This window comes from Brevundimonas sp. GW821-FHT10A07 (assembly GCF_059415785.1).
The window spans coordinates 68,875-95,124 of the sequence record NZ_JBWKNX010000010.1; the positions used below are offsets into that span (position 1 = coordinate 68,875).

The following is a 26,250-nucleotide window of genomic DNA, read 5'->3' on the forward strand; positions in this document are numbered from 1 at the left end:
TTCGACCGCCCTTGTCGCACCTTCAGGGTTAAGAGGTTGTTTACCAGCCGTCCCCAGCCGTCAGAGGATCACCGCCTCGACGGAGCGACGCGGGGACAGAGGCAGGGTCGGACCGAAGCCGAGCCGCAGCACCAGGTTCGGACGTTTGTCGCCTTCGCCGACCAGGGCGGCCAGTTCCGGGCGCAGGGCTGCGACCTCGACGGGTTGATTGACGAAGGCGTGGCGCAGACCCAGGCCCGTCGCAGCCAGCATCAGTCTCTGGCAGGCCCGGCCGACGGCGATCCAGTGGGCGGGATCGGATCGTTCCGCCACGAAGACGGCCACGGCGGCGGACGAGGCGATCTGGGCCTCATAGCGGGTGTTTTCGCTCGCGGCTGTAAAGAACCGGTCGAAAGCGAGCCGGCCCAGGCCATCGGGCAGGACGGGACTGCCGCTGGACGCCGAAAACAGGCCGTCGCCCTGGCGCAGGGCCGCGCGGGGATTGAAGCGCAGCCAATGTTTCAACTCGGCCATGAAGGCGGGATCGGCCATCTGGGCGGTGTTGCCGGCGACGACCAGTTCGCGGACGCGATCCAGGCTGGGCCGGTCGGTCAGAAGATGAAAGGCGACGCCGGGCGCCGTGGTCGCCTGACGCAGTCGGGCCAGCGCGCTCGGCGGTATGGGATGGCCGTCATAGATGGTGCGGCTGGAGCGTCGAGCTGGAATGGCGGCGAACAGGGGATCCGGTTGGGCGGCTCCGGAGGTGAAGCTGTAGCGCAGGCTGCGTCCGTCAGCGCCCAAAGCCAGTTCGCCGGGGCGGCCGGTCGCGGCGGCGGCGATGCGCAAATTCTCGGCCGCACAGCCCAGGCTGACGAACAGATGGTGGTCATCGGGATCGACCGCCGGCGTCCGGCGGGTCAGGTCGGGCAGGATATCGACAGCGCCGTCGGAGAGGCGAAAGCGCCAGGGTTGGGTGTTGTGACCGCTGGCCGCCAGGGCGGCGTAGCGGACCAGTTCAGTCACGGGGGGAGCGTCCGTCAGGGGCGCGCGAAACCGGGCCGTGAGACGGTCGTAGTCGCCGCTTGATCCTGTGGATGTCCGCCAAGCGACGCCGCCCGCCGCGCCCAGGGCGAGCGTTGCGCCGGCGCCGATCAGAATCCGTCGTCTGTTCATCCTGGCCTCCTGCCGCGCTATCCGTGGGGCAGTCGTCGGGCGAAAGCCTTGACCGAGGTCAAGGCCTGTCGGCGTTGCGACGATTTCCCGTCTGGACGTTTCGGTCTTCGGGCGCGACAAGCCTGCCATGGCAGACACCGAACGCTACGACATCATCATCGCCGGTGCGGGGTTGAGCGGGGCGGCGTTCGCCCTGGCGGCGGCCCAGGCCGGGTTGAAGGTGGTCCTGGTCGATCCGCAGCCGTTCAGCGCACAACTTGCGCCGACGTTCGACGGCCGTTCGACGGCCGTGGCCTTTTCGACCTTCCGCATGTTGGACGCCCTGGGCCTGGGCCAGTCCCTGCGGCCCCACGCCTGCCGGATGGACCATATCCTGGTGACTGACGGCCGTCGGCCGGGCGCGGCCAGCCGGTCGGCCTCGCCGGCCTTCCTGCGGTTCGACGCGGACGAGATCGGCGGCCGCACGGGCGGCGAGCCGCTGGGCTATATGGTCGAGAACCGCCGCATCCGCGTCGCCCTCGCCGAGGCGGTGACGGCGGCGGGGATCGAGGTGCGGGCGCCGGCCTCCGTCGTCCGGGTCGAAACCGACGCCGGCAAGGCGGCCGTGACCCTGGCGGACGGCGCGACCCTGATTGCGTCTCTGGTGGTGGGGGCGGAAGGGCGGGGTTCGACGGTTCGACGGGCCGCCGGCATAGACACCGTCGGCTGGGCCTACGGCCAGAGCGGGGTGGTGGCCACGGTGCGGCTGGGCCGCGATCATGGCAATGTCGCCCACGAATATTTCCTGCCCAGCGGCCCCTTCGCCATCCTGCCGCTGACGGATCAACGCGCGAGCCTGGTCTGGACCGAGACCACACGCCGGGCCGAGGCCCTGCGCGACGCCTCCGACGCGGCCTTCCAGTCCCATCTGATGCGGCGGTTCGGCGATTTTCTGGAGGATGTCACGGTCGAGGGGCCGCGTTTCGTCTATCCGCTGTCGCTCAGCCTGGCCGAGAAGATCGTCGCGCCGCGCATCGCCCTGATCGGCGACGCGGCCCACGGCGTGCACCCGGTGGCCGGCCAGGGGCTGAACATGGGCTTGAAGGACGCGGCGGCCCTGGCGGAGGTGCTGGCCGAGGCCGCGCGTCTGGGCGAAGATATCGGGGCCGAGACGGTGTTGGAACGTTACGCCCGCTGGCGCCGGTTCGACACGGCGGCCCTGGCGGCGGGGTTCGACGCCTTCGTGCGGCTGTTCTCCAACGACATCGCCCCGATGCGGATTGCGCGCGACCTCGGCATGGCGGCGGTCAACCGGATCGGGCCCCTGCGTCGAGCCTTCATGCAGGAGGCCGGCGGGGCGACCGGGGATTTGCCGAAACTGCTGCGCGGCGAGGCGGTCTAGTTCAGCCGCAGCCGCACGCGTTCGAAGGTCGAACTGCGCCGCGCCTCCTCGACGCCGTCGAGGCCGTGGGCGCGAGACAGGGCTTGGAGCGAGCCGGTCAGGGCGCCCTGTTTCTCGCGTGCGGCGGCGACGTCCAGCCAGGGCCGATGATCGTCGGGGTCCAGCAGGGCGCGGCGCAGGGCCGAGCGTTCGGCGGCGTCATAGTCGCGGCTGTGGATGGCGCGGCTGAACAACATGTTCTGCAGCCGGATCAAGGTCTGGCGGTCGGTCACCGGCGCCATCAGTATGTCCAGACGGTCGGCGACATGCGGCGTCAAGCCGGCGCGTAAGGCGCGGCGCGTCAGTTCGCTGGGCATGACCAGCCGCCCCTGACTGAAGGGGTCCAGGGCCACCGGTCCCTCGCCGGTTTCGACCCGCACCAGGAAATGGCCCGGGAAATCCACGCCCGCCGCCTTGAGCCCCGCCGCCCTGGCCGCGTGCAGATAGAAGACCGCAAGCGCCGCCGACAGGCCGCGCCGACGCTCGGCGACCGCGATGATGTCGGTGTTGTCGGGATGGTCGTAGTGCAGCAGGTCGCCGTTCAGCCGCAGGTCGGCCGCCATGGTCTCGGACAGGGCGTCGTCGGGGCCTTCTGCGCCGATCCGTTCCTTCAGCCGTTCGCAGGCGCCGTGGGCCAGGGTGCGGACGGGCTCGGCGTCGCGCAACGGATTGTCGTGAATGGCGCAGGCGATCGCGGCCTCCAGCAGCGGGAAGCCGTCGTCGCCGGCCGCTCCGGCCGACGTCAGGATGGCCTCGGCCTTCTCCCGCGTCATGCGATCCTTTCAGCCCCCGCCCAAACTCTGGCCGTGTCTCTGGACGCCGCGAAGATGACGCGGAAACCGGCCAGGAGCCAGCGCCACCATATCAATTCTCAAATCAAGAGGTTGCAGGGCCGGCCGATTGCGCCGGACGGCCTCGCCCGCCGCGATCAGTCGATCATGCTGGGCCGGCTTCAGAGCCAGGAGCGCGGCGTTCAGGGTGGTGCGTCGCTTGACCTCGACCACGGCCAGGATACGGCCGCGTCGCGCCAGCAGGTCGATTTCACCGGACCGGGTCTTCAGGCGGAAGCCCAGCACCTGATAGCCCTTGAACATCAGCCACAGGGCGGCGACCCATTCGGCCGCATGGCCGGCCTTGAAGGCGGCGCCGCCCTTGGCCTGACGCCACGCCGCCTTGGGGCGTCGCTTCGGCGCCGGGCGGGGCAGGCGGGCGTTCACTTGCCCTGGAGCTCCAGAGCCCGGCGGTAAAGAGGCTTGCGGGGCAGGTCCAGGGCGCGCGACACCTCTGACGCCGCTTCGCCGGGCGCCAGACGCGTCAACGCGTCAGCCAGGGCCGCATCGGCATCGGCGGCCGAGGCGACCTCGGCCTCGCCGGGGCCGACGACGACGACGATCTCGCCCTTGGGACCGTCGAGTTTGGGATGGACCGCCAGTTCGTCCAGTGGGCCGCGCACGCATTCCTCGAACAGCTTCGTCAGTTCGCGGGCCACGGCGGCGGGGCGCGGACCCAGGACGGCGGCCATATCCGTCAGACTGTCGCGCAGACGCGGCCCGCTCTCGAAGAAGACCAGGGTCTGGCGCTGGCTTTTCAGGTCTTCCAGCATCGACTTGCGGCCGGCGGTCTTGGGCGGCAGGAAACCGGCGAACAGGACCCGGTCGGCGGGCAGGCCGGCGATGCACAGGGCGGCCAGCAGGCTGGACGGACCGGGGATCGGATGGACCGGCAGGCCCGCGGCGATCACTGCGCGCGCAACAACGAAGCCGGGGTCCGACACCAGCGGCGTGCCCGCGTCCGAGACCAGGGCCACCACCTCGCCGTTCCTGAGCCGTTCGATGGCCAGTTCAGCCGCGCGGGTCGAGGCGTGGTCGTCGCAGCGCTCCAGCTTGGCCTTCAGTCCATAGGCGGTCAGGAGCTTGGCGGTGACGCGGGTGTCCTCGGCCAGGACCAGGTCGGCGGCGGCCAGGACGTCCAGCGCCCTGAGCGTCATGTCGCGCAGGTTCCCGATCGGCGTCGCCACCAGATAGAGACCCGGCTCCACCCGCCGGGGCGGGGGGGCGGTGGGCGGGAAGGGGCCGGGTTCGCTCATGATCAGACGGTGGGGGGCACCGCAGTGGTGGTCTTCTCGACCGCCGCTGCGGGCGGCCGCGGCGCCGAGGTCAGGCCCGATCCCTGGAAGGCGGGACCGGCGTCATAGGCGGCGAAGGTGGCGGCGGTGATGATCTCGCTGACCGAGGCGCCCAGGGAGACGATCTGAACCGGCTTCTCCAGCCCGACCAGAAGCGGGCCGATCACCGTGGCGCCGCCCAGGGCCTGGACCAGTTTGGTCGAGATGGCGGCCGAATGAATGGCGGGCATGACCAGGACGTTGGCCGGCTTGGTCAGGCGGTTGAAGGCGTAGGCCGGGTGGCCCTTGGGATCCAGGGCGACCTCGGGCGGCATTTCGCCTTCGTATTCGAAATCGACGCCCTTCTTGTCCAGGATGCGGATGGCTTCGCGCACCTTTTCGGCGCGGTCGCCGGGCGGGTTGCCGAAGGTCGAATAGCTGAGGAAGGCGACGCGCGGATTGCGGCCCAGCCTGCGCACGGTCTCGGCCGCCTTGACGGCGATGTCGGCCAGTTCGGCGGCGTCCGGCAGTTCGTGGATGGTGGTGTCGGCCACGAACAGGGTGCGGCCTTTCGCCAGCAGGATCGACAGGCCGATCAGGGTGTCCTCGACGTCCAGCACGCGCTGGACCTCCTTCAGGGCCATGTTGAAGTTGCGGGTCACGCCCGCGACCATGGCGTCGGCCCGACCCTTGGCCACCAGGGTGGCGGCGAAATAGTTGCGGTCCTGGTTGATCATCCGCGCGACGTCGCGGCGCAGATAGCCCCGGCGCTGCAGCTTTTCGTACAGCCAGTCGGTGTCCTCGACATTGTGTTCGGAGACGCGGGCGTTCGTGATCTCAATGCCCAGGTCATCGAAATTAAGACCGGCCTCGGCGGCGTTCTGACGGATCAGATCCTCGCGGCCGACCAGGATAGGCGTGCCCAGATCGGCCTGTTTGAAGCCCCAGGCGGCGCGGATGACGGCCAGTTCTTCACCCTCGGCGAAAACGACGCGCTTGTTCGGCCCGCCGCGCACCGCCGAGTTGATCTTCTGCATCAGGGCGGCGGACGGATCGACGCGCGAGCGCAGGGCGTTGCGATAGACGTCCATGTCCTCGATCTGGACGCGGGCCACGCCGGTATCCATCGCCGCCTGGGCGATGAAGGGCGGGATGTACCAGATCAGGCGCGGGTCGAACGGGGTGGGGATGATATAGTCGGGGCCGAACTTCAGCTTGCGGCCGCGATAGGCGGCGGCCACCTCGTCGGGCACATCCTCGCGGGCCAGGGCCGCCAGGGCCTGGGCGCAGGCGACCTTCATCTCGTGGTTCACCCGACGGGCGCGCACATCCAGGGCTCCCCGGAACAGATAGGGGAAGGCCAGGACGTTGTTGACCTGGTTCACATAGTCCGAGCGGCCGGTGGCGATGATGGCGTCGGACCGGACCGACTTGACGTCTTCCGGCGTGATCTCGGGATCGGGGTTGGCCATGGCGAAGATGATCGGATTGGGGGCCATGGAGGCCACCATCTCCTTGGTGATCGCGCCCTTGGCCGACAGGCCCAGGACGACATCGGCCCCGACCATGGCCTCGGCCATGGTGCGCAGGGGGGTGTCGGTGGCGTGGGCGGCCTTCCACTGGTCCATGCCGTGTTCGCGGCCCTGATAGACGACGCCGTCCCGATCGCAGATGACGGTGTTCTCGGCCTTGACCCCGGCGGCCTTCATCAGGGCGATCGAGGACAGGCCGGCCGCGCCCGCGCCCGACAGAACCACCTTGACCTCGTCCAGCCGTTTTCCGGCGACATGGCAGGCGTTGATCAGGCCGGCGGTCGAGATGATGGCCGTGCCGTGCTGGTCGTCATGGAAGACGGGGATGTCCAGCAGGTCCTGAAGCTCGCTCTCGATGACAAAGCACTCGGGGGACTTGATGTCCTCCAGATTGATGCCGCCCCAGGTGTCGCCGATGTTCTTGACGACGGTGATGAATTCGTCGGGATCGGTGGTCTTGACCTCGACGTCGAAGCTGTCGACGTCGGCGAAGCGCTTGAACAGGACCGACTTGCCCTCCATCACCGGCTTGGAGGCCATGTGGCCCAGATTGCCCAGGCCCAGGATGGCGGTGCCGTTGGAGATGACGGCGACCAGATTGCCCTTGGACGTATATTCGTAGGCCTTGTCCGCATCGGCGGCGATGGCAAGGACCGGCACGGCCACGCCCGGCGAATAGGCCAGCGACAGGTCGCGCTGGGTCGCCATCGGCTTGGTCGGGGCCATCGAGATCTTGCCCGGGGTCGGGAAGAGGTGGAAGTCCAGCGCCTCCTGGTCGGAGAAGGTCTGTTTTTCGGTTTGATCGGGCATCGGGGGCGTCCAGGTCGTCAGCGGGGCTGTAACCGTTCGTGTCCTAGAGCGTGGGAAGGGCTGCGCCAAGCCTTGACGCCCCGGAAGGGTCACAGACCGGGCCGCAAGTTTCCGTTTGCGTCAGCGTCAACCGGATGCGCCGTCTAGAAGGACAGGGCGCCCGTGCGTTCGATCTCGACGGGGCCGGTCATCAGGACATGGTCGGTCGCCGCGTCCCAGTCGATGACCAATTCTCCGCCATCGACGACGACGGTGGCCTTGCGATCCGTCAGGCCGCGCCGGGCTGCGGCGACCTGGGCGGCGCAGGCGCCGGTGCCGCAGGCCTTGGTCAGGCCGGCGCCCCGTTCCCAGACGCGCAGACGGATATGGTCGCGGTCAAGGACATGGGCGAAACCGACATTCACGCCTTCAGGAAACAGCGGGTGGTGCTCGACCAGAGAGCCCGAGCCGGTGACGAAGCCGTCGTCCTGGCGGTCGGTGAAGAAGACCACGTGCGGATTGCCCATGGAGAGGGCGCCGGGCGTGTGCAGCAGCGGCGCGTCGATGGGGCCGACCTGAAGCTCGATGCCGCGCGTGTCCATCTCTTCGGCCAGGGGCACCTGGGTCCAGTCGAGCCGGGGCTTGCCCATATCGACCGTGACCCGGCGGTCGCCCGCGCGCGTGGCGGTGGTGGGGCCGGCTGCGGTGTCGATCGTGACCCTGTCGCCGCCGTCGGCCTCCATCAGCAGCCAGCCGACGCAGCGCAGGGCGTTGCCGCAGGTCTCCACCATGGAGCCGTCGGCGTTCCACACCCGCATGAAGGCGTCGGCGGTCTCGGACGGCTCGATGGCGATCAACTGGTCGAACCCCTCGCCCGTGGCGCGGTCGGCCAGGGCGCGGATCTGGTCCTCGGTCGGACGAAACGGCGTTTCCAGCGCGTCGATGACGATGAAGTCATTGCCGGCGCCGTTCATCTTGATGAAAGGACGGGTCATGCAGGCCATATAGGCCTATCCCCGTCGTCCGGAAACCACCGTGTCCCAGAGCGAAACCGACCCCAAGGACGGCCTGAGGCTGCGCGCGCGGCTGCGATACCTGTATCACGGCGGCCAGCCGGCGGCGGTGAAGTTCCGGTTGACGGTCATCGTCATCGACTTCGCCATCATCGCCTTCTTCCTGGCGGCGCCGATCCTGAAGAACATGGGCTGGGCCTTCTATGTGCTCGACTATCTGATCGCCGCCCTGCTGGCGATCGATCTGGCGGCGCGGGCCTATGCCTATTCCGACATCAAGGACTGGCTGAAACGGCCGATCGTCTGGCTGGACCTGTTTATTCTGGCGACCCTGCTGTTCCCGGCCTGGCTGTTCAACCTCGGCTTCCTGCGGATGCTGCGGCTGTGGACCCTGCTGAACTCCGACTTCTTCTGGCGGACGGTCGGCGCGCGGTTCGACGACACCCGGGTCGAGGGGATCGTGCGCGCGCTTTCGGGCCTGGTGACCTTCGTCTTTGTCGTGACCGGCTTCGTCTATGCGACCTTCCGGGGGCATGACGGGATCAGCGGCTATATCGACGCCCTCTATTTCACCGTGGCGACCCTGACGACGACCGGGTTCGGCGACGTCACCCTGCCGGGGCCGCTGGGCAAGCTTCTGTCCATCGCCATCATGCTGGTGGGGATCACCCTGTTCCTGCGTCTGGCCCAGGCCCTGATCAAGCCGCACAAGGTTCGTTTCCCTTGCGACCGCTGCGGCCTTCAGACCCACGACCCCGACGCCGTCCACTGCAAGGCCTGTGGAAATCTGATCTGCATCCCCGACGAGGGCTGAGACAAAGATGACAAAACCGTAAGGGCGGATTCGTCGCCTTGCCGCAGGGCGGCTCGCCGTTAAGGTGCCCGTCTTCAATTCCGGGGACTGTCCATGATCCGCTCATCCGCCGCCGTGCTCGCGGCCCTTCTCGCCTCCACCAGTATGACGTCGGTATCCATGGCCCAGACCGCCCCCTCCGCTCCCGCCTTCGCGACCAGCGAGGCGACCGACCCCTATGTCTGGCTCGAAGACGTCGAGGGCGAGCGGGCCATGGCCTGGGTCAAGGAACACAACGCCCATTCGCTGGGCGTGCTGCAGGGCGACCCCCGCTATGAGCCCCTGCACCAGCAGGCGCTCGCCATCGTTCAGGCGCGCGACCGGATCCCGGCTCCGGGCTTCACCCACGACGGCCATATCGACAATTTCTGGCAAGACGCCCAGCATGTGCGCGGCGTCTGGCGGCGCACGACGCTGGACTCGTACAAGACCGCCGAACCCCAGTGGGAGACGGTGCTGGATATCGACGCCCTGGCCGAGGCCGAAAGCGCCAACTGGGTCTACAAGGGCTCGACCTGCCTGGCCCCCGAAGAACGCTACTGCCTGATCAGCCTGTCGAACGGCGGCAAGGACGCCGTGACCCTGCGCGAGTTCGACAGCGTGACCCGCAGCTTCGTCGAGGGGGGCTTCTTCCTGCCGGAGTCCAAGGGCGGCGCGACCTGGCTGAACAAGGACACCCTGCTGATCTCGCGCGATTTCGGCGTCGGCACCCTGACCAACTCCGGCTATCCGATGATAGTGAAGCGGATGATGCGCGGTCAGTCGCTGGATCAGGCCGACGTCCTGTTCATGGGCGAACCGACCGACGTCTCGGTGTCCGGCTATACGTTGCGGGATGCCGACGGGGCGCTGAAGGCGACCCTGATCAACCGGTCGATCGACTTCTATTCGTCCGAAACCTATCGCGTGACCGACGACGGGGCGGTGGTGAAACTGGCCCTGCCGGCCAAGTCGGACATCACGGGTCTGGTGGCCGGCAAGCTGGTGGTGTCGCTGAAACAGGACTGGACCGCGCCGTCGGGCCAGGATTTCAAGAGCGGCGACCTGATCGCCTGGCCGCTGGACGCCTGGCTGGAAGACCAGGCCACGCCCGCCGTCCTGGTGCTGCGCCCGACCGAGCGTCAGGCGGTCGAGGGGGTCAACGCCACGCGCAACACCCTGGTCGTCGCCCTGTACGACAATGTGCGCGGTTCGGTGCGGATCTACCGGCCCGGCGACAGCGAGTGGACCTATTCCACCCTGGACCTGCCGCAGAACGTCTCGGTCGGCGTCGGCTCGGCGTCGGAGACCGACGACAAGGTCTTCGTCAGCGTCACCGGCTATCTGAACCCGTCCAGCCTGTGGCTGGCCGATGCGGCGACCGGCGCGGTCGATCAGGTCAAGTCGATGCCGGCCAAGTTTGACGCTACCGGCATGACGGTGGACCAGCATGAGGCCCGCTCGGCCGACGGGACCATGATCCCCTACTTCGTGGTCCATAAGGCGGACATGCCGCTGGACGGCTCCAATCCGACGCTGCTCTACGGCTACGGCGGGTTCGAAAGCTCGCTGTTGCCCGGCTATTCGGCGACGGTCGGCAAGCTGTGGTTGGAGCGGGGCGGGGTCTATGTCATCGCCAATACGCGCGGCGGCGGCGAGTTCGGTCCCCGCTGGCACGAGGCGGCTTTGCAGCAGAACCGCCAACGGGCGCACGAGGACTTCCAGGCCGTGGCGCTCGACCTGATCGCGCGCGACATCGCCAGCCAGCCGAAGCTGGGGATCATGGGCGGCTCTCAAGGCGGCCTGTTCATGGGGGCGATGCTGACCCAGAGGCCGGATCTGATCAACGCCGCCGTTATCCAGGTGCCCCTGTTCGACATGCTGCGCTTCCACAAGCTGCTGGCCGGCGACTCGTGGAAGGGCGAGTACGGCGATCCGGACATTCCGGAACAACGCGCCTGGATCCAGGCCTATTCGCCCTATCAGAACCTGCGGGCCGGCCAGCCCTATCCGGAGGTCTTCATCCACACCTCGACCAAGGACGACCGGGTCCATCCGGGCCACGCCCGCAAGGCGGCGGCGCGTCTGGAAGAGCTGGGCTATCCGGTCCTGTTCTACGAGAACACCGACGGCGGCCATGCGGCGGGGGCGAACCTGCAAGAGACGGCGCGTCGGTTGGCGCTGGAATACACCTACCTGTCGCGCCGCCTGATGGACACGCCGGCGCAGGAATAAGGGCTTTTCTTTCCGCTCATCCCGCCCGGCGAAAGCCGGGACCCAGTCCTTTCGCAAGGTTCGGCGGCTGGGATCGAGTTCAGTGCGAACGGGCGGCGCCGAACGCCCAAAGGTCTGGGTCCCGGCTTTCGCCGGGATGAGCGGAGAGTTTGAGCCATGCGTCACCTGATCCTGTCCGCCGCCATTCCGGCGCTTCTGCTCGGCGCTTGCACCACAGCGCCGGCGCAATCCTCGATGTGGCGTGCGGATGAGCACCCCGAGCGCATGGGGCCGCCGCCCGGCTATCCTCATAATCTGACCCCTGCGGGTGTCGCCGCGGCCGACGACCATCTGGCGCTGGAGCAGGTGGATGGGGCCGAGGCCATGGCCTTCGTCGCCGAGGAGAACCGCAAGTCGCTGGCGGCCCTGACCGACGACCCGCGCTACGAGACCTTCCGCGCCGAGGCCCAGGCGATCCTGACCGCGACCGACCGGATTCCAAGCCCGTCCTTCCTCGGCGACGGGATCGGCAATTTCTGGCAGGACGCGACCAATCCCAAGGGCGTCTGGCGGCGCACGACGCTGGACAGCTACCGCACCGCGACGCCGCAGTGGGAGACCCTGCTGGACATCGACGCCCTGTCCAAGGCCGAGGGCAAGGACTGGGTGTTCAAGGGCGCCGACTGTCTGGCGCCCGACGAGACCCGTTGCCTGATCAACCTGTCCGACGGCGGCAAGGATGCGGTGGTCGTGCGCGAGTTCGACCTGACGACCAAACGGTTCGTCGATGCCGGGTTCAGCCTGCCCGAAGGCAAGCACCGCATCGAATGGCTGGACCGCGACACGCTCCTGGTCGCCACCGACTTTGGCTCCGGAACAATGACCGAGTCCGGCTATCCCTTCATCGTCAAGACGTTGAAGCGCGGCCAGACCCTGGCCCAGGCGGTCGAGGTCTATCGCGGCGAACAGGGCGACGGCGGCTATGGCGTCAGCCCGGCCGTCTATCGCGACAAGGACGGCAAGGTCACAGCCGTCATCATCACCCGCCCGCTGGACACCTTCCGGTCGGAGACCTGGGCCATGGCCCATGACGGTTCGACGGTGAAACTGGCCCTGCCGGACCGGGTCAGTGTCTTCGGCGCTCAGGGCGACCTGCTGATCTTCTCGAACGACGAGGCTTGGACCTTCACTGGCGCCACCTACAGGGCCGGTTCGCTGCTTTCGATGCCGCTTAACCATTTGCGGACCGACCGCAACGATCTGGGCATCAGCAATCAGGCCTACCTGATCTATCAGCCCGCCGAGCGTCAATCGTTGGGCGACGTCCGCGTTCTCGATCGGCAGGTGGTCGCTTCCCTGTCCGACAATGTCGCGGGGCGGCTGGCGATCTTCGAGAACCGGGGCGAGTTCGGCTGGCGACGTCAGGACGTGGCGACGCCCGAGAATGTCGCCGTCGGCCTGGGCGACTCGTCCAAGTCGAAGGGCCAGGTCTTCGTCTCGACCCAAGGGTTTCTGACCCCACCGACCCTGAGCCTGGCCTCGGTCGCATCGACGGCTCTGACCGAGCTGAAATCCGCCCCGGCCAAGTTCGACGCCTCGACCCATGTGGTGGAGCAGTACGAGGCCACCTCGACCGACGGGACCAAGATTCCCTATTTCATCACCCGGCCGCGCAACATGAAGCTGGACGGGTCGAACCCGACCATCATGCTGGGCTACGGCGGCTTCCAGGTCAGTCTGAACCCGGCCTACAAGCCCGAGATGGGCAAGTTGTGGCTGGAGCGGGGCGGGGTCTTCGTCCAGGCCAATATCCGTGGCGGCGGCGAGTTCGGTCCCGACTGGCACCAGGCGGCCCTGGACGGAAACCGCCAGCGCGCCTTCGACGATTTCGCCGCCGTGGCGCGTGATCTGGAACAGCGCGGCGTCACCAGCCCGCGCCGCCTGGGCATCTATGGCCGGTCAAACGGGGGTGTTCTGACCAGCGTGTCGATCACCCAGCATCCGGAACTGTTCAACGCAGCGGTGATCGAGAGCCCGCTGGTCGACATGCTGCGCTATCACGAGCTGCCGGCCGGCGCCTCGTGGATCGGCGAATACGGCGACCCGCGTATCCCGGAAGAGGCGGAATGGATCGCCCGATATTCGGCCTATCAGCAGCTGCGGCCGGACGTGGCCTATCCCCGCGTCTATCTGACCACCAACACCCGCGACGACCGGGTCCACCCCGGTCACGCCCGCAAGTTCGCCGCTCGCCTGGGCGATCAGGGCCACGACCATCTCTATTACGAGGATACGGCCGGCGGTCACTCCAATGACGCCGATCCGGTGGCCAATGCGCGGCGCTGGGCCCGTCACTATGTCTATCTGTCGCAACAACTGATGGATTGAGGTCCGGCGCGGGCGGCTCACGGACTTATGACCCCGGGCGGCGTCCGCGACGGCTAAGAACATGGCCATGAGACACAGGATCGGGGTCATCGCAGCGACGGTCATGGCGGGCGCCGTCCTTTCCGCAGGCTCGGTCGCCCAGCCGGCGGGGCCGCGCGTCAAGCCCGTCCGCCACGCCGTGACCGCCGGCCCGCCGGTCGTTGTCGAACTGTTCACCGCCCAGGGCTGCGGGGGTTGTATCGAGGCCAATGCCGTGGTCGAGCGGGCGGCGGCGGAGCCCGGGGTGATCGCCCTGACCTATGGCGTCGACTACTGGGACTATCTGGGTTGGACCGACACCTTCGCCCGGCCCGAGTTCGTGCAGCGCCAGCGCGCCTATCGCGCCGCTTTGCGCCAACGCGGCGTGTCCACGCCCCAGGTGGTGATCGACGGCCGCCGCCAGGTGTCCGGCGCGCGTGGACTGGAGCTGGAACACGCCATCGTGGAGGAGGCGAGCCGCCGTATCTGGCCGCCCGAGATCGAGTTCCGCGAGACCGGCGATCAGGTCGGGATCGGTTCGGGCCGCCCGCCGTCGGGCGGCGCGGAGGTGCTGGCCGTCACCTATACGCCCGGCCCCCAAATGGTCGAGGTCAGCCGTGGCGAGAACCGGGGGCAGACCGTACGTCACGTCAATGTGGTGCGGGATATCGTGAACCTCGGCGACTGGCGCGGCCGGCCCATCCTGTTTGATCTGCCCCAGACGCACGGCGGCGACGCCGTGGTGGTGATGATCCAGGGCAAGACGGATCGCCGCATCCTGGGCGCCGCCGTCAGAAATTGAACCGCGCTTACTGGGACGTAGGCAGGACGCGCTGACGGAGTTTGGGCCTGTCGCCGGCAACCGGTCGTTCGGCGCGTGAGGCTCAGGGGCGGATAGAGCTGCAGGGGCAGGCAGGGGCCGGCCGGGGGTTCTAGGCGCCCGCCTTCTTCGCAAAGCCCCAGGCCGCGTCACTGAGCGGCCCGACCTGGGCGGCCATGGTGCGGGCGTGGGCGCTGGCCGCTGTGCCGTCGCGGACGCGACCGGCGATGCCCTGGCAGATGGCCGCCAGCCGGAACAGATTATAGGCGTACAGCCAGTCTAGATTGGCGGGCCGCATCCCGGTCGCCGCTGCATAGCGTTCGACCGTTTCCTCGACGGAGGGAATCCCCAGAGCCTCCAGGTCGGCGCCGGCCAGGCCGTTGCGCAGGGACGCCGGAATGGCCCAGGCGATCAGCAGATAGGAGAAGTCGGCCATTGGATCGCCCAGGGTCGACAGCTCCCAGTCCAGCACGGCCCGGACCTCGGCCGCATCCGGAGCCAGGATCAGATTGTCCAGCCTGAAGTCGCCGTGGACGATGCGGCTGGGGCTCTCGGGCGGCAGACTGTCCGGCAGGAAGGCGATCAGCCGATCCATGGACGGGATCGGCTCGATCTCGGAAGCGCGATACTGTTTGGTCCAGCGGCCGACCTGGCGGGCGAAATAGTTGCCGGCCTTGCCATAGTCCGTCAGGCCGATGGCGTCGGGATCGAAGGCGTGCAGCCGGGCCAGGGCGTCCGTCTGGGCCTCATAGACGGCGCGACGTTCCGCCGGCGTCAGGCCAGGCAGCTTCAGGTCCCAGAAGATCCGCCCCTCGACCTTGTCCATCACATAGAAGATCGAGCCGATGACGGTCTCATCCATGCACAGGGCGTGCGGCCGGGCGACTGGAAATCCCTGGGCGGCGAGGGCTGAGATGACCTGGAATTCGCGGTCCACCGCATGGGCGCTGGGCAGCAGGACGCCGGGCGGCTTGCGGCGCAACACATAGGCGGCGCCGGGCGTGGTCAGCTCATAGGTCGGGTTCGACTGGCCGCCCTTGAACTGGCGCATCGTCAGCGGACCGACGTAGCCAGCGACATGGACGGCCATCCAGGCGTCCAGAGCCTCCTCGTCAAGCCGATAGCGGGGATCGACCTCACGTGTGCCGGAAAAAGCCGTCTGGGCGTCTATTGTAGCGTCGGTCATGGGCGGCCTGTTGTTTCCTGCACCGGCCCCGTCTTATGCGCGGTCCGGCGCGGCGATGATGGCGGCCTTTACGGCGCGGCGCCAGCCGGAAAGCAGGCCGTCGCGCTCGGCCGGTTTCATGCAGGGCGTCCAGCGGGCCGGGGCCTCGGTCGTGCGGGCCTGCAGATCGGGCAGAAGTCCGACGCCGAGGGCGGCGAGGCGGGCGGCGCCCAGGGCGGTCATTTCCTGGAAGGCCGGGCGTTCGACCTCGACCTCGCAGATGTCGGCGACGAACTGCATGGCGAAACTGTTGGCGGTGACGCCGCCGTCGACCTTCAGCGTCTTCAGCGGCGGGGCGCCGTCCTGGGCCAGGGCGTCCAGCAGGTCGCGGGTCTGATAGGCCAGGGCCTCCAGCGCCGCCCGGACGAAATGGGCCGGGCCGGAATCCCGCGTCAGCCCTACCACGGCGCCGCGCGCCTCGGGCTCCCACCAGGGCGCGCCCAGGCCGGTGAAACCGGGCACCATATAGACGCCGCCGTTATCGGCCAGGCCCTGCGCAAGGGCTTCGGACTGGCGGGATTCCGAGATCAGCTTCACCCCGTCGCGCAGCCACTGGATCGCCGAGCCGGCCGAAAAGATCGAACCCTCCAGCGCATAGGCGGTCTGGCCTGCGGCCTGATAGCCCAGCGTGCCCAGCAGACGACGGGTCGAGGCGACGGGTTCCGGCCCGACATTGGCGACCAGGAAGGCCCCAGTGCCATAGGTGATCTTGGCGTCGCCGGGGTGCAGGGCTCCGTGCCCGACCAGGGCCGCCTGCTGGTCTCCCGCGGATCCGGCCAGGGGCAGAGCGCGGCCGAACAGGCCGGGCTCCGTCTCACCAATCACCCCCGCGCAAGGAACAATGGCGGGCAGGGCGGCGCGGGGCACGGCGAACAGGGCGCACAGATCGTCGCGCCATTCGACCGTCTTCAGGTCCATCAGGGCGGTGCGGGCGGCGTTGGAGGCGTCGGTGGCGTGAATCCGGCCGCCCGTCAGTTTCCAGATCAACCAGGCGTCGATCGTGCCCAGTTTGACCTCGCCCCGGATCGCCCGGTCGCGCGCCCCCGGCACGGCGTCCAGCAGCCAGGCGAACTTGGTCGCCGAAAAATAGGGATCCAGGATCAGGCCGGTCGCAGCCTGGACGGCGGGCTCGTGGCCTTCTGCGGTCAGTCGCGCAGTGACGGGGGCGGTGCGCCGGTCCTGCCAGACGATGGCGCGGTGCAGGGGCGCACCGGTCCCTGCGTCCCACATCACGGCTGTCTCGCGCTGGTTGGTGAGGCCCACGGCGGCGAACCGATCGACGCCGCCCGCCTTCTGCACCACTTCGCGACAGGTCTGGAGCACGGCGGACCAGATCTCGGACGCATCATGCTCGACCCATCCGGACTGTGGGAAATGCTGGGCCAGTTCGATCTGGCTGACAGCCACGGGGCGCAGGCCCCCGTCGCGGACTTCGAAGGCGATGGCGCGGGTCGAGGTCGTGCCCTGGTCGATGGCGAGGATCAGGCTCAAGCGGTTTCTCTCCATATCGGCGCCTTACGCGGCGCTCGTACCCTGGGCTAAGGGGAGCATATGACGACGCACCTGCCCAGCTTTGAAGGCGTCCTTGACGCCGCCCGCCAGATCAACGGCGTCGCTGTCCGCACGTCGTTGATCGAAAGTCCCGCCCTGAACGCCGTGGTCGGCGGGCGGGTGCTGATGAAGGCCGAGAACCTGCAGCGGGCAGGGGCGTTCAAGTTTCGCGGGGCCTACAACCGCATCAGCCGACTGAACGCCGAGGAGAAGGCGCGCGGCGTCGTCGCCTTTTCTTCCGGCAATCACGCCCAGGGCGTGGCCGCCGCCGCCGCCTTGGTCGGGACGTCGGCGATCATCGTCATGCCGTCCGACTCGCCCCGGGTGAAGGTCGAGGGGGTGATCGGATTCGGCGGAGAGGTGCGGCTCTATGATCGCTGGACCGAGAGCCGAGAGGCCATCGGCGCCGCGATAGCAGCCGAACGGGGGTCTGTTCTGGTCCCGCCGTTCGACGATCCCTTCATTATCGAGGGCCAGGGCACGGTGGCGCTGGAGATGTTGGACCAGGCTGATGCGCCGATGGACCAGCTGTTGTGCGGCGCCTCTGGCGGCGGGCTGATGGCCGGGATCAATCTGGTCATGGCCGAACGCAGTCCGCAGACGAAGGTGATCGTGGTGGAGCCCGAGGCCTATGACGACACCGCGCGGTCTCTGGCGGCGGGGGAGCGGGTTGGTCATCCGCAGGGCCCGCCGTCGATCTGCGACGCCCTGATGTCCCCGATGCCGGGCGTACTGACCTGGCCGATCAATCGGCGGCTGGCGGGTGCGCTCACGGTGTCGGATGCGGAGGTGGCCGAGGCGGTGCGGTTCGCCTTCCGTCACCTGAAGCTGGTCGTCGAGCCCGGCGGAGCGGTCTCACTGGCCGCCCTGCTCTCCGGCAAGTCCGAGACGAAAGGGCGAACCACAGGCATCGTCCTGTCCGGCGGCAATGTTGACGCGGTGCTTTATGGCGAGATCTTGGAAGGCCGTTTCGAGGGGTAGGTCTTTCCTTCCGGCATTGTCTCGGCCACCGTCGCTCAAACAGGAAAGTCGGGAAGGAATCTCATGGCGAAGACAGTGATGACGACGAGCGAGCTCCAGAGTTTGGTCGGCCAGCAGGTGGGAATCTCGAGGTGGTTCGAGGTCAGCCAGGCCAGGATCGACGCCTTCGCCGATTGCACCGAGGACCGGCAGTTCATCCATGTGGATCCCGAGGCCGCCCAGGTGACGCCGTTCGGCGGAACCATCGCCCACGGCTTCCTGACCCTCAGCCTGGCGTCGGCGATGAGTTATGACGCCGTTGCGCCGCTTGAGGGTGCGGTGATGGGAATCAATTACGGATTTGACCGGCTCAGATTTCTGGCTCCGGTGCGGGCGGGGTCGAGGGTTCGGGGGCGGTTCCGGCTGCTGTCGGCCGAAGACAGGGGCGCAGGGCGCTGGTTGTTGAAGCATGAAATCACGGTCGAGATTGAAGGCGACGACAAGCCCGCCCTGATCGCGGAGTGGTTGGGAATGCAGGTGATGGCCGGCTAAATTCTCGTTCGGGGGGACATGCCAGCGCCCCGGCGTTGTGTTCTCTCGGGGTCCGAAGTGCGTCCAAGCAATGGCTCAGAGACAATTTTACCTGTAGCATCAATAGCACGGTGATCAATTCAGCGCGCTTGTCCGCCTCGTTTTCGCCTCGACCTTCCACGGCAACGCTGGTAAGACCCGCGAAGGCGGTAGACCCGCCCGAATACAAACAGGCGGAGGGCTAATCCCCATGCGTATGAAGACTATCGTGCTGGCCTCCAGCGCAGCGGCCGCCCTGGCCCTGTCAGCTGGCGCGGCTTCGGCAGAACCTAACGGCTGGTACGGCGCGATCGACGCCGGTTACCACATGATCGACGACATCAACGCCGAATCGTCGACGACAGGCGCCAACTGGAACTATGAAGTGAACGACGGCTGGGCGGCTTTCGCCCGTCTCGGCTATCGCTTCAACCCCAACTGGCGCGTTGAACTCGAAGGCGGCTACCGCTCGGGCGACATCGGCACCGTGCGCGCCGTCTCCGGCACCCAGGGCCTGTGCAACCTGACCCCGGCGACCGGCGGCTGCTTCTCTCCGGAAGGCGACATCGAGTCGGCCACCCTGATGGCCAATGTCATCTATGATTTCGGCTATGAAGCCTGGGGCATCCGTCCCTTCGTCGGTCTCGGCGCCGGCGTGAACCGCGTCACCACCGACACCAACGGCAACCTGCGCGCCAACCGCGGCGCCACCTTCACCGCCGATGACGACTCGACCGAGTTCGCCGCTCAGGCGATCGCCGGTCTGGCCTGGGCTGTGGGCGACCGCACCAATATCGACCTGACCTACCGCTATCTGACGGGCGACGCCTCGTTCGCCTCGACCACGGTCGGCACCGGCGTCGGCGCGACCTCGTTCGGCGAATGGGATGGCGACTACGATCAGTCGCACACCGTGACCCTGGGTCTGCGTTACAGCTTCGGCGCTGAAGAAGCTGCACCGCCCCCGCCGCCCCCGCCGCCCCCCCCGCCTCCTCCGCCCCCGCCGCCGCCGCCGCCGGCTCCGGTCAAGCCGGCCGCGCGTGAGTTCGTGGTCTATTTCGACTGGGATCGTTCGGACCTGACGGCGGAAGCCCGCTCGGTCGTGACGCAAGCCGCGACCTACGCCAAGTCGGGCGCCGCGACGCGCGTCCTGATCGTCGGCTACACCGACACCTCGGGCTCGGCCGCCTATAACCTCGGCCTGTCGAACCGTCGTTCGCGCACCGTCGCGGACGCCCTGGTCGCCCAAGGCGTCAACGGCGGCGTCATCGCCCTGGACGGCAAGGGCGAAACCGCCCTGGCCAAGCCGACCGCTGACGGCGTGCGTGAGCCGCTCAACCGTCGCGCGACGATCAACATCAACTTCTAAGCCTGTCCCGACGGTCGGCCTGGTCTTTCAGGCCGACCGAAGACAGACAAGAAGGGTTGAAAGACTGAACGCCGTCTCCGCCTGGAGACGGCGTTTTTCTTGGCCTGAATGCGCCGCGGCGGCCCGGCTTCAAGTTTCGGTTCAGTTGGCCGCTTGAGTCAGCAATGGCGGTGCGGATTCGGCCGATCGAGATTGACGCAACAACGCCTCGCCGGCGCCGATCACCAATGTCGCCGTCAGGACCGCACACACCACGGCGACAGCCGCAAGCTTGAGCGTTTGCGTGAACTCACGACCTTCCGGCGTCACTGGACTCTCCACCTCAACGCCTCGCTCAACCATGAGGGGGCGCGTCGGCGCAAGTCACGGAACAGTGTCCATCCTGCGAAAAGGGGCGGCGCCCAGCGGCGCCGCCCCCTCGAGCTCCATCACTATCGAGCCCGATCAGCCCGTGAACGGCCGGATAAGGATCTCGACGCGACGGTTCTGAGCCTTGCCCTCCGGCGTGGCGTTGGAGGCCACCGGATTACGCGAGCTGTTGCCGGCGACGTAGAGCCGCTCGGCGATCACGCCGCGACGAACCAGTTCCGAAGCCACGCTGGCGGCGCGACGCTCGGACAGGGGCTGATTGATGGCGTCTCCGCCGGTCGAGTCGGTGTGGCCGATCACGTCGATGGTTGAGCGGTCATATTCCTGAAGCACCCGCGCCACGTCGTCGAGCACCGGCAGGAAGCGCGGATCGATCGAGGATTGGTTGGTGGCGAAGGTCACATCCGACGGCATGCGCAGGATCAGGTTGTCGCCCTGGCGTGCGACGCCGACGCCGCTGCCGGACAGTTCAGCCTCCATGGCGCGCTGCTGGCGATCCATGTACTGGCCCACGGCTGCGCCGCCCAGGGCGCCGACACCGGCTCCGATGAGAGCATTCTTGCGGCCTTGTTCGCCGTTTGAAGTGTTTGTCAGATACCCCAGCAGAGCGCCGCCCAATGCGCCTGCGATGGCGCCGGTGCCGGTGTTGTTGCGGGTCGGCGTCGAGCTGTAGGGGTCGGTCGTGGTGCAGGCCGCCGTTCCCAGCAGGGCTGCAATGGAAACGCTGGCGACAATGATCTTGGCGCGCATGGAATAATCCTTCCGAATTTCTGTCTGGCGTAAAACGCGCGCCTACTGTCAAGGTTCCAAGCTGTACCACAAGTGAACGAGCGCATTTTGCGCTCCACGGGCAGAGGGAGGGATCGCCCACGAACTGACACGGCCGCGGAATAGGCGTAAGGGAACCGCCGCACATTCTTTAGACCGAGGACAACGCCCCCGTGAGTTCGAGCCCCAACGAAACCGCCCCTGCCGCCACCGTGCGCGCCGTCACGCCCGTGTCGATGAAGCGATATGATGCTGACTTCCAGGGGTTCAGCGACGCTCTGGGCGCCTCGTTCGTGGAGTATGGGTTTGCGGTGGTGGCCGACCATGCGCTGGATGACGCCCGGATCGCCGCAGCTCTTGCCGACGCCAAAAGCTTCTTCGCCCTGCCCGAGGCGGTGAAGCGCCAGTATCACCAACCGGGAACAGGCGGCGCGCGCGGCCTGACCCCGTTCGGCGTGGAAGCGGCCAAAGGGGCCGCGTCCGTCGATCTGAAGGAGTTCTGGCATGTCGGGCGCGAACTGCCGGAGGGCCACCCCTATCGTCGTTTCATGCGCGATAATGTCTGGCCGGTCGAGACGCCCGGATTCAAGGCTAATGTCTATGGCCTGTACGAGGAGCTTGACGCCCTGGGGCGCAAGATCCTGAAGGCTATCGCCCGTTATCTGGACCTCGGCGACGCCTATTTCGAGGACAAGGTCGAGATGGGCAACAGCGTGCTCCGCCTGCTGCACTATCCGCCCGTGCCGGCTGATGCGCCGGGGGTTCGCGCCGGCGCCCATGAGGACATCAATGTCATCACCCTGCTGCTGGGGGCCGAGGAGGCGGGGCTGCAGCTGAAGGAGAAGGACGGCAGCTGGCTGGACATCGCGCCGCCGCCGGGGGCCCTGGTGATCAATATCGGCGACATGCTGCAACGGCTGACCAACCACGTCCTGCCGTCGACGACGCACCGGGTGGTCAATCCTGCGCCGGAGCGGCGTGGCTTCGCCCGCTATTCGACGCCCTTTTTCCTGCACTTCAATCCGGACTTCCCGATCGAGACCCTGCCCAGCACCATCACGCCGGATAATCCCGATCGCTATGCGGGCAAGACCATTCTGGCCGAGGACTATCTGACCGAGCGTCTGCGCGAAATCCGCCTGCTGTGAGGCCCATGGGCCTAGCGGGAGATGCGCAGGCGGGTGATGTCGCGGCCGATATCCCGGAAGGCGTCGGACAGGTCGGTGGAGCTCGACGCTTGGAAGGCGCGGTCAGGATTGGTGGCGCATCGCGCCATCAGCTCGCCGGCGGAATCGATTGGACCGGTCATGTTCCGGGCCGCGCCGATGTCGAATCCGACCGTATAGACGATGACGCCGGCGGCCTTCATGTTTTCGCAGAGCCGATAGGCTTGGTCGAAAGACGAGCCGTTCGTGGCGGGCTGGTTGATGTGAGTGTCGGCCCCGCCGCTGCCGTTGCCCGCGTCGGAGGCGATGACGCCTCGGAAATAGGGGGTGTTGAACTCCCCGTCGGTCATCAAAACCACAGCCTTCAAGGTCTTGCTCGAATCGTAGGCGGCCGGTGCGCCGAGGCCTGACCACAGGCCGAAGTTTGGCGAAACCAGATACCAGCCCCAAGCCAGACCGATATGGCCCGCCGTGGAGCCCACCGCAGTCATTCCATTGACCGCGTCGGTCAGTGTCTTTTTGACGTTGGTGAGAGGAACGATCTGGGATGCGGGGCAGGCGTTGCCGCCAGAGGCGTAACTTCGTCCGACCCAGGAGGAGGCGGAAGGGGCCGCATCGGTGTAGGCCTGCGAGCCGGCTCGTTCGGAAACGCAGGGCGTGCCGGGAAAGCGCGTCCAGGCCCCGATCGCGTTGACGAAATCCCGGTTCGAACAGCCATCGACGCCGCAGATCAGCTGTCCGCCGGACGTATAGGCGGCCCCCCCCTTGGCCGTGTTCGCCAAATTAGCCTGAGAGGCGTCAAGCGCCAAGGTCGCCGTGGTTGGGGTGACGCTGGCGACCCGGAAACCGATATTGTTCAACTGACTGAGGCCGCCCATATTGCCGAGAACGGCGGCGTCGCCTTCGGACGACAGGCCGTGGCGAGCCAGGGTGATCACGATGTTGCAGTCCGTTCGTGCGCATTTGGCGACATAGGCCTGGCCCGAGAAGGCGGAGTAATAGCGGCTGTTCTCGCCGACGAGGCTGAAGGTGTTGGTTGTCACACTGCCCACCGTTAGCGCGACGCCGTTCAGGGGGGCCATGGTTTCCGCGCTCCAGATCGTCACGATGTCGCCGGTCTTGAAGCCGTGTTTCGACGCGGTGACGACGGCCGTATAGGCGCGGGATATGCTCGTGATCGTCTTGACCGAGCCCGTCAGCCAGGTCGCTGCGGTAATGGACTGGGTGTTGGAGTCGAGCGGTCCCCGCGCCCGGCTAGCATAGGTGTCGCCCACATTGACGCCCATGGAGTAGGGCGCCAGGGCCACCTTGGAATAGAAGGGCGACTGGTTCGTCTGAACGACGATGTCGATCAACTCCTTGGCCGCTGACTTCAGATTGTCGATCTTTCGGCCGCTTGAGCAGCTGTCGGCGCAATTGTTCATCGAGCCGGTGATGTCGAGGACCAGGGCCACCTCCACGTCGCGCGAGGAGCGATTGACTTCCGAGCGCACCGAGATGGGCAGAGTATCGTCCAGGAGCTGGCCATAGGGCGGCAGGACGATGTTGGCGACCAGGGTCTTCACCCGCCCCTGGGCCGTAGCGATGACGACGCTCTTGTCGTTCATGGCGACCTCGACGTCGGCGTCATTGATCGGCTCGACCTCCGTGCCCTGAATGTTGCCGTGCAGGGTCGCCAGGGCGACGCTCTTCAGACCCGCTGGAGTCGTTTCGGAGGAGCGCGCGGCGGCCAGGGTCGCGGCGTCCAGTGCGTCCTGAAACTGCGACCTCGCGGTCGTGATCCTGTGAAGATCAACGCCGCCGAGCGCCAGCATGACGATGACCGGCAGGCTGAGGCCGAAGATCATCGCCACATTGCCGCGCCGGTCGTCGCGCAGGCGCGAGACGAGCTTGCGAAGGCGGCCGACCGCCCGATGGATCGTTTGAGAGGCCAAGTTCGTCGCTTCCCTGCCGGGCGCACCCCGCCCGCATGACGACAGAATGCCGTCATGCGGTTAAGGGAAGGCTGAAGCGTCAGGGTTAACGACGCATAAGGCTCAAGCCTCTGACCAGCCGCAGTCGTGGCCACGATTCTGGACGGTCAGCCATTGGTTCAGAGGCGCGAAATAGTCAGCGACGGCCGAGGCGTCGTTGGCGGTCTCGCCGGTGAAGGCCTGCATGGCCTCGGGCCAGGGCTTGGACTGGCCCATCTCCAGCATGGCGTTGAAACGGGCGCCGACCGCCTCGTTTCCATAGACCGAGCAACGGTGCAGCGGCCCGGTCCAGCCGGCCTGTTTGCAGGCCGCGCGCTGGAACTGGAACTGGTAGATGTGGGCCAGGAAATAGCGGGTGTAGGGGGTGTTGCCCGGCACGTGATATTTTGCGCCCGGGTCGAAGGCGTTGGTCGGACGCGGCCCCGGCGGGACCAGGCCCTGGTATTTCAGCATGTCGGCGGTCCAGGCGGCGTTGTACTGGTCCGGCGAGGTCTCGCCCGAGAAGACGCCCCAGCGCCAGCGGTCGACCATCAGGCCGAAGGGCAGGAAGGCGATCTTGTCGAGCGCCATCTTCAGCAGGAAGGGAATGTCCTCCTCGGCGCCCGGCGTCGTCTTCAGCAGGCCGATCTGGTTCAGATAGGTGGGGGTCAGGGCCGACAGGCCGACGAAGTCGCCGATGGCCTCGTGGAAGCCGTCGTTGGCCCCGTTGCGGAACAGCATCGGCTGGTTCTTGTAGGCGCGCTGGTAGTAGTTGTGACCCAGCTCGTGGTGGACGGTGTAGAAGTCGTCGCCGTTGACGTTGGTGCACATCTTGATGCGGATGTCGTCGGCATTGTCCAGGTCCCAGGCCGAGGCGTGGCAGACGACCTCGCGGTCGCGCGGGCGCACGATCTGGCTGCGTTCCCAGAAGGTCTGGGGCAGGGGATCGAGACCCAGGGAGACGTAGAAGCCCTCGCCCGTCTTGACCATTTTCACCGGGTCGTAGTCGGCGGACTTCAGCAGTTCGGTCAGGTCGTAGCTGGAGGCGCCGCCGCTGGTCGGGGCCACGACGTCATAGATATTGCCCCACTGCTGCGACCACATGTTTCCCAGAAGATCGGCGCGGATCGGGCCGTGGTCGGGCTGGACGGCGTCGCCGTATTTGGCGTTCAGCCGGGCGCGGACATAGCAGTGCAGGTTCTCGTAGAAGGGTTTGACCTGAGCCCAGAGGCGGTCGGTTTCCTCGGCGAAATCGTCGGCGGGCATGTCGTAGCCGGAGCGCCACAGGGCGCCGGTGTCGGAAAAGCCCAGTTCGCGCGCGCCTTCGTTGGCGATCTCGACCATGCGGGCGTAGTCGTTCTTCATCACCGGCGAGATGGTGCGCCAGCCTTCGTAAAGGGCCTTGGTCTCGTTCGGATCGCGGCTGTCGGCCAGGATCAGCGAGGCCTCGTCCAGGGTGATCGGCTGACCCTTGAAGTCGAACTTGCCGGTGGAATAGGTCGAGTCCAGCCGGGTGGTGATCTGCGACAGTTCCTCGGCCGCGCCGGGGCGGTTGGGGGCGGGCAGGACGATGCCGAGCCGCAGCAGGTTCAGCTTGCGGCGGACGACTGGATCGACGGCGACGTCATTGAACCTGGCCGCCTGGTTGGCGAACTGGACCTGAAGCTCGGTCGCCTCGGCGTTGACCTTGGACTCCAGCCACATGGTGTCGAAGGTGATGTTGGTGGCGCGCGCCCACTGCACCCGGGCGGCGTATTCGCCGAAGGTCAGCATCTTGGCCTCGGCGTCGGCGACGAACTGGGTCGCGCCCTCGACGGTCGTCGGATAGTCGGCGCGCAGGCCGGTGGCGGTCACCGGGGCGGGGGTGAAGGTCTGGGCGCCGCCGTCGGCCTGAAGGGGCCGGGCCTCGCCCGAGGTCGTGGTGGCGGCGCAGCCGGCGGTAAGGGCGAGGGCGCAGACCGCGACGGCGGTCATCATCTGACGCTTCATGATGGGATCTCCTGAACAGCGGGCGCAGGAGAGGTCAGGCCTGATCCGC

21 protein-coding genes are annotated in these 26,250 nt (G+C 67.3%); 9 read left to right on the forward strand and 12 right to left on the reverse strand.

Going from position 1 to position 26,250, the window contains the following annotated elements; translation table 11 throughout:
* Window positions 1-60: 60 nt before the first annotated feature.
* Complete coding sequence (locus AC07NC_RS10085; protein WP_035310813.1) at window positions 61-1,152, reverse strand: Acg family FMN-binding oxidoreductase; 1,092 nt, start codon at window positions 1,150-1,152, stop codon at window positions 61-63.
* A 127-nt stretch (window positions 1,153-1,279) separates the two neighbouring features.
* Here AC07NC_RS10085 and AC07NC_RS10090 point away from each other — a divergent pair, with 127 nt between their 5' ends.
* Entirely contained in the window at window positions 1,280-2,533 is a 1,254-nt protein-coding gene (locus AC07NC_RS10090) for a UbiH/UbiF/VisC/COQ6 family ubiquinone biosynthesis hydroxylase (RefSeq protein ID WP_494569450.1), read from the forward strand.
* Here the strand turns inward: AC07NC_RS10090 and AC07NC_RS10095 are convergent.
* From AC07NC_RS10095 to dapF, 5 genes are all read right to left on the reverse strand, one after another.
* The gene (locus AC07NC_RS10095; protein WP_291756556.1) at window positions 2,530-3,345 is read right to left on the reverse strand and encodes a transglutaminase family protein; all 816 of its coding nucleotides are present in this window, start codon (window positions 3,343-3,345) and stop codon (window positions 2,530-2,532) included. The genes AC07NC_RS10090 and AC07NC_RS10095 overlap by 4 nt on opposite strands.
* Before the next feature lie 9 nt (window positions 3,346-3,354).
* Window positions 3,355-3,789: a YraN family protein gene (locus AC07NC_RS10100; protein WP_292150823.1), complete on the reverse strand. Its 435-nt coding sequence runs from the start codon at window positions 3,787-3,789 to the stop codon at window positions 3,355-3,357.
* A complete protein-coding gene (rsmI, locus tag AC07NC_RS10105; RefSeq protein WP_494569451.1) occupies window positions 3,786-4,658 on the reverse strand; it encodes a 16S rRNA (cytidine(1402)-2'-O)-methyltransferase in 873 nt (290 codons plus the stop codon). Before rsmI ends, AC07NC_RS10100 begins: the two co-directional genes overlap by 4 nt.
* A gap of 2 nt (window positions 4,659-4,660) precedes the next feature.
* Entirely contained in the window at window positions 4,661-7,018 is a 2,358-nt protein-coding gene (locus AC07NC_RS10110) for an NADP-dependent malic enzyme (RefSeq protein WP_008262109.1), read from the reverse strand.
* Window positions 7,019-7,161: 143 nt separating this feature from the next.
* Window positions 7,162-7,992: a diaminopimelate epimerase gene (gene dapF, locus AC07NC_RS10115; protein ID WP_494569452.1), complete on the reverse strand. Its 831-nt coding sequence runs from the start codon at window positions 7,990-7,992 to the stop codon at window positions 7,162-7,164.
* Between the two features lie 40 nt (window positions 7,993-8,032).
* On the opposite strand from dapF, the gene AC07NC_RS10120 reads away from it, so the two are divergent.
* The 4 genes from AC07NC_RS10120 to AC07NC_RS10135 all read left to right on the forward strand — a co-directional run bounded on the left by AC07NC_RS10120 (window position 8,033) and on the right by AC07NC_RS10135 (window position 14,264).
* Complete coding sequence (locus tag AC07NC_RS10120) at window positions 8,033-8,824, forward strand: potassium channel family protein (protein WP_292150381.1); 792 nt, start codon at window positions 8,033-8,035, stop codon at window positions 8,822-8,824.
* A gap of 93 nt (window positions 8,825-8,917) precedes the next feature.
* Window positions 8,918-11,077 carry a prolyl oligopeptidase family serine peptidase gene (locus tag AC07NC_RS10125; RefSeq protein ID WP_494569453.1) on the forward strand — a complete coding sequence of 720 codons (2,160 nt, stop codon included), beginning with the start codon at window positions 8,918-8,920 and terminating at the stop codon, window positions 11,075-11,077.
* A 264-nt stretch (window positions 11,078-11,341) separates the two neighbouring features.
* Window positions 11,342-13,444 carry a prolyl oligopeptidase family serine peptidase gene (locus AC07NC_RS10130; RefSeq protein WP_494569485.1) on the forward strand — a complete coding sequence of 701 codons (2,103 nt, stop codon included), beginning with the start codon at window positions 11,342-11,344 and terminating at the stop codon, window positions 13,442-13,444.
* Between the two features lie 67 nt (window positions 13,445-13,511).
* The gene (locus AC07NC_RS10135; RefSeq protein WP_494569454.1) at window positions 13,512-14,264 is read left to right on the forward strand and encodes a DUF1223 domain-containing protein; all 753 of its coding nucleotides are present in this window, start codon (window positions 13,512-13,514) and stop codon (window positions 14,262-14,264) included.
* A 130-nt stretch (window positions 14,265-14,394) separates the two neighbouring features.
* Here AC07NC_RS10135 and AC07NC_RS10140 read toward each other — a convergent pair whose 3' ends face one another.
* Window positions 14,395-15,468, reverse strand: coding sequence for a phosphotransferase family protein (locus tag AC07NC_RS10140; RefSeq protein WP_492072123.1), 1,074 nt, complete (start codon window positions 15,466-15,468; stop codon window positions 14,395-14,397).
* Window positions 15,469-15,501: 33 nt separating this feature from the next.
* Window positions 15,502-17,013, reverse strand: a complete 1,512-nt coding sequence (glpK, locus tag AC07NC_RS10145) for a glycerol kinase GlpK (protein ID WP_494569455.1) — start codon at window positions 17,011-17,013, stop codon at window positions 15,502-15,504.
* 45 nt (window positions 17,014-17,058) lie between these two features.
* On the opposite strand from glpK, the gene AC07NC_RS10150 reads away from it, so the two are divergent.
* The 3 genes from AC07NC_RS10150 (at window position 17,059) to AC07NC_RS10160 (ending at window position 19,957) form a co-directional block, all read left to right on the forward strand.
* Complete coding sequence (locus tag AC07NC_RS10150; protein ID WP_494569456.1) at window positions 17,059-18,039, forward strand: threonine ammonia-lyase; 981 nt, start codon at window positions 17,059-17,061, stop codon at window positions 18,037-18,039.
* A gap of 63 nt (window positions 18,040-18,102) precedes the next feature.
* A complete protein-coding gene (locus AC07NC_RS10155; protein ID WP_494569457.1) occupies window positions 18,103-18,570 on the forward strand; it encodes a MaoC family dehydratase in 468 nt (155 codons plus the stop codon).
* Between the two features lie 235 nt (window positions 18,571-18,805).
* Window positions 18,806-19,957 (forward strand): outer membrane beta-barrel protein, encoded by a 1,152-nt coding sequence (locus AC07NC_RS10160; RefSeq protein WP_494569486.1) that lies wholly within the window; start codon window positions 18,806-18,808, stop codon window positions 19,955-19,957.
* A 141-nt stretch (window positions 19,958-20,098) separates the two neighbouring features.
* Here AC07NC_RS10160 and AC07NC_RS10165 read toward each other — a convergent pair whose 3' ends face one another.
* Window positions 20,099-20,266, reverse strand: a complete 168-nt coding sequence (locus AC07NC_RS10165) for a hypothetical protein (RefSeq protein ID WP_154726312.1) — start codon at window positions 20,264-20,266, stop codon at window positions 20,099-20,101.
* 135 nt (window positions 20,267-20,401) lie between these two features.
* Window positions 20,402-21,076, reverse strand: a complete 675-nt coding sequence (locus tag AC07NC_RS10170) for a YiaD family glycine zipper/OmpA-like lipoprotein (protein ID WP_426025710.1) — start codon at window positions 21,074-21,076, stop codon at window positions 20,402-20,404.
* Window positions 21,077-21,330: 254 nt separating this feature from the next.
* Between AC07NC_RS10170 and AC07NC_RS10175 the strand changes: the two genes are divergently transcribed.
* Window positions 21,331-22,242, forward strand: a complete 912-nt coding sequence (locus AC07NC_RS10175) for an isopenicillin N synthase family dioxygenase (protein ID WP_494569487.1) — start codon at window positions 21,331-21,333, stop codon at window positions 22,240-22,242.
* An 11-nt stretch (window positions 22,243-22,253) separates the two neighbouring features.
* On the opposite strand, the gene AC07NC_RS10180 is transcribed toward AC07NC_RS10175, so the two are convergent.
* Both AC07NC_RS10180 and AC07NC_RS10185 read right to left on the reverse strand, forming a co-directional pair.
* Window positions 22,254-24,194, reverse strand: a complete 1,941-nt coding sequence (locus tag AC07NC_RS10180; protein ID WP_494569458.1) for a TadE/TadG family type IV pilus assembly protein — start codon at window positions 24,192-24,194, stop codon at window positions 22,254-22,256.
* Window positions 24,195-24,296: 102 nt separating this feature from the next.
* Complete coding sequence (locus tag AC07NC_RS10185; protein ID WP_494569459.1) at window positions 24,297-26,201, reverse strand: M2 family metallopeptidase; 1,905 nt, start codon at window positions 26,199-26,201, stop codon at window positions 24,297-24,299.
* Window positions 26,202-26,250: the final 49 nt, after the last annotated feature.

Coding starts and splice junctions, on each gene's coding strand:
- AC07NC_RS10085 (WP_035310813.1), bottom strand. CDS start 1,152: ATGAACAGACGACGGATTCTGATCGGCGCCGGCGCAACGCTCGCCCTG.
- AC07NC_RS10090 (WP_494569450.1), top strand. CDS start 1,280: ATGGCAGACACCGAACGCTACGACATCATCATCGCCGGTGCGGGGTTG.
- AC07NC_RS10135 (WP_494569454.1), top strand. CDS start 13,512: ATGAGACACAGGATCGGGGTCATCGCAGCGACGGTCATGGCGGGCGCC.
- AC07NC_RS10160 (WP_494569486.1), top strand. CDS start 18,806: ATGAAGACTATCGTGCTGGCCTCCAGCGCAGCGGCCGCCCTGGCCCTG.
- AC07NC_RS10125 (WP_494569453.1), top strand. CDS start 8,918: ATGATCCGCTCATCCGCCGCCGTGCTCGCGGCCCTTCTCGCCTCCACC.
- AC07NC_RS10155 (WP_494569457.1), top strand. CDS start 18,103: ATGGCGAAGACAGTGATGACGACGAGCGAGCTCCAGAGTTTGGTCGGC.
- AC07NC_RS10175 (WP_494569487.1), top strand. CDS start 21,331: ATGAAGCGATATGATGCTGACTTCCAGGGGTTCAGCGACGCTCTGGGC.
- AC07NC_RS10130 (WP_494569485.1), top strand. CDS start 11,342: ATGGGGCCGCCGCCCGGCTATCCTCATAATCTGACCCCTGCGGGTGTC.
- glpK (WP_494569455.1), bottom strand. CDS start 17,013: ATGGAGAGAAACCGCTTGAGCCTGATCCTCGCCATCGACCAGGGCACG.
- AC07NC_RS10095 (WP_291756556.1), bottom strand. CDS start 3,345: ATGACGCGGGAGAAGGCCGAGGCCATCCTGACGTCGGCCGGAGCGGCC.
- AC07NC_RS10110 (WP_008262109.1), bottom strand. CDS start 7,018: ATGCCCGATCAAACCGAAAAACAGACCTTCTCCGACCAGGAGGCGCTG.
- AC07NC_RS10150 (WP_494569456.1), top strand. CDS start 17,059: ATGACGACGCACCTGCCCAGCTTTGAAGGCGTCCTTGACGCCGCCCGC.
- AC07NC_RS10170 (WP_426025710.1), bottom strand. CDS start 21,076: ATGCGCGCCAAGATCATTGTCGCCAGCGTTTCCATTGCAGCCCTGCTG.
- AC07NC_RS10185 (WP_494569459.1), bottom strand. CDS start 26,201: ATGAAGCGTCAGATGATGACCGCCGTCGCGGTCTGCGCCCTCGCCCTT.
- rsmI (WP_494569451.1), bottom strand. CDS start 4,658: ATGAGCGAACCCGGCCCCTTCCCGCCCACCGCCCCCCCGCCCCGGCGG.
- AC07NC_RS10140 (WP_492072123.1), bottom strand. CDS start 15,468: ATGACCGACGCTACAATAGACGCCCAGACGGCTTTTTCCGGCACACGT.
- dapF (WP_494569452.1), bottom strand. CDS start 7,992: ATGACCCGTCCTTTCATCAAGATGAACGGCGCCGGCAATGACTTCATC.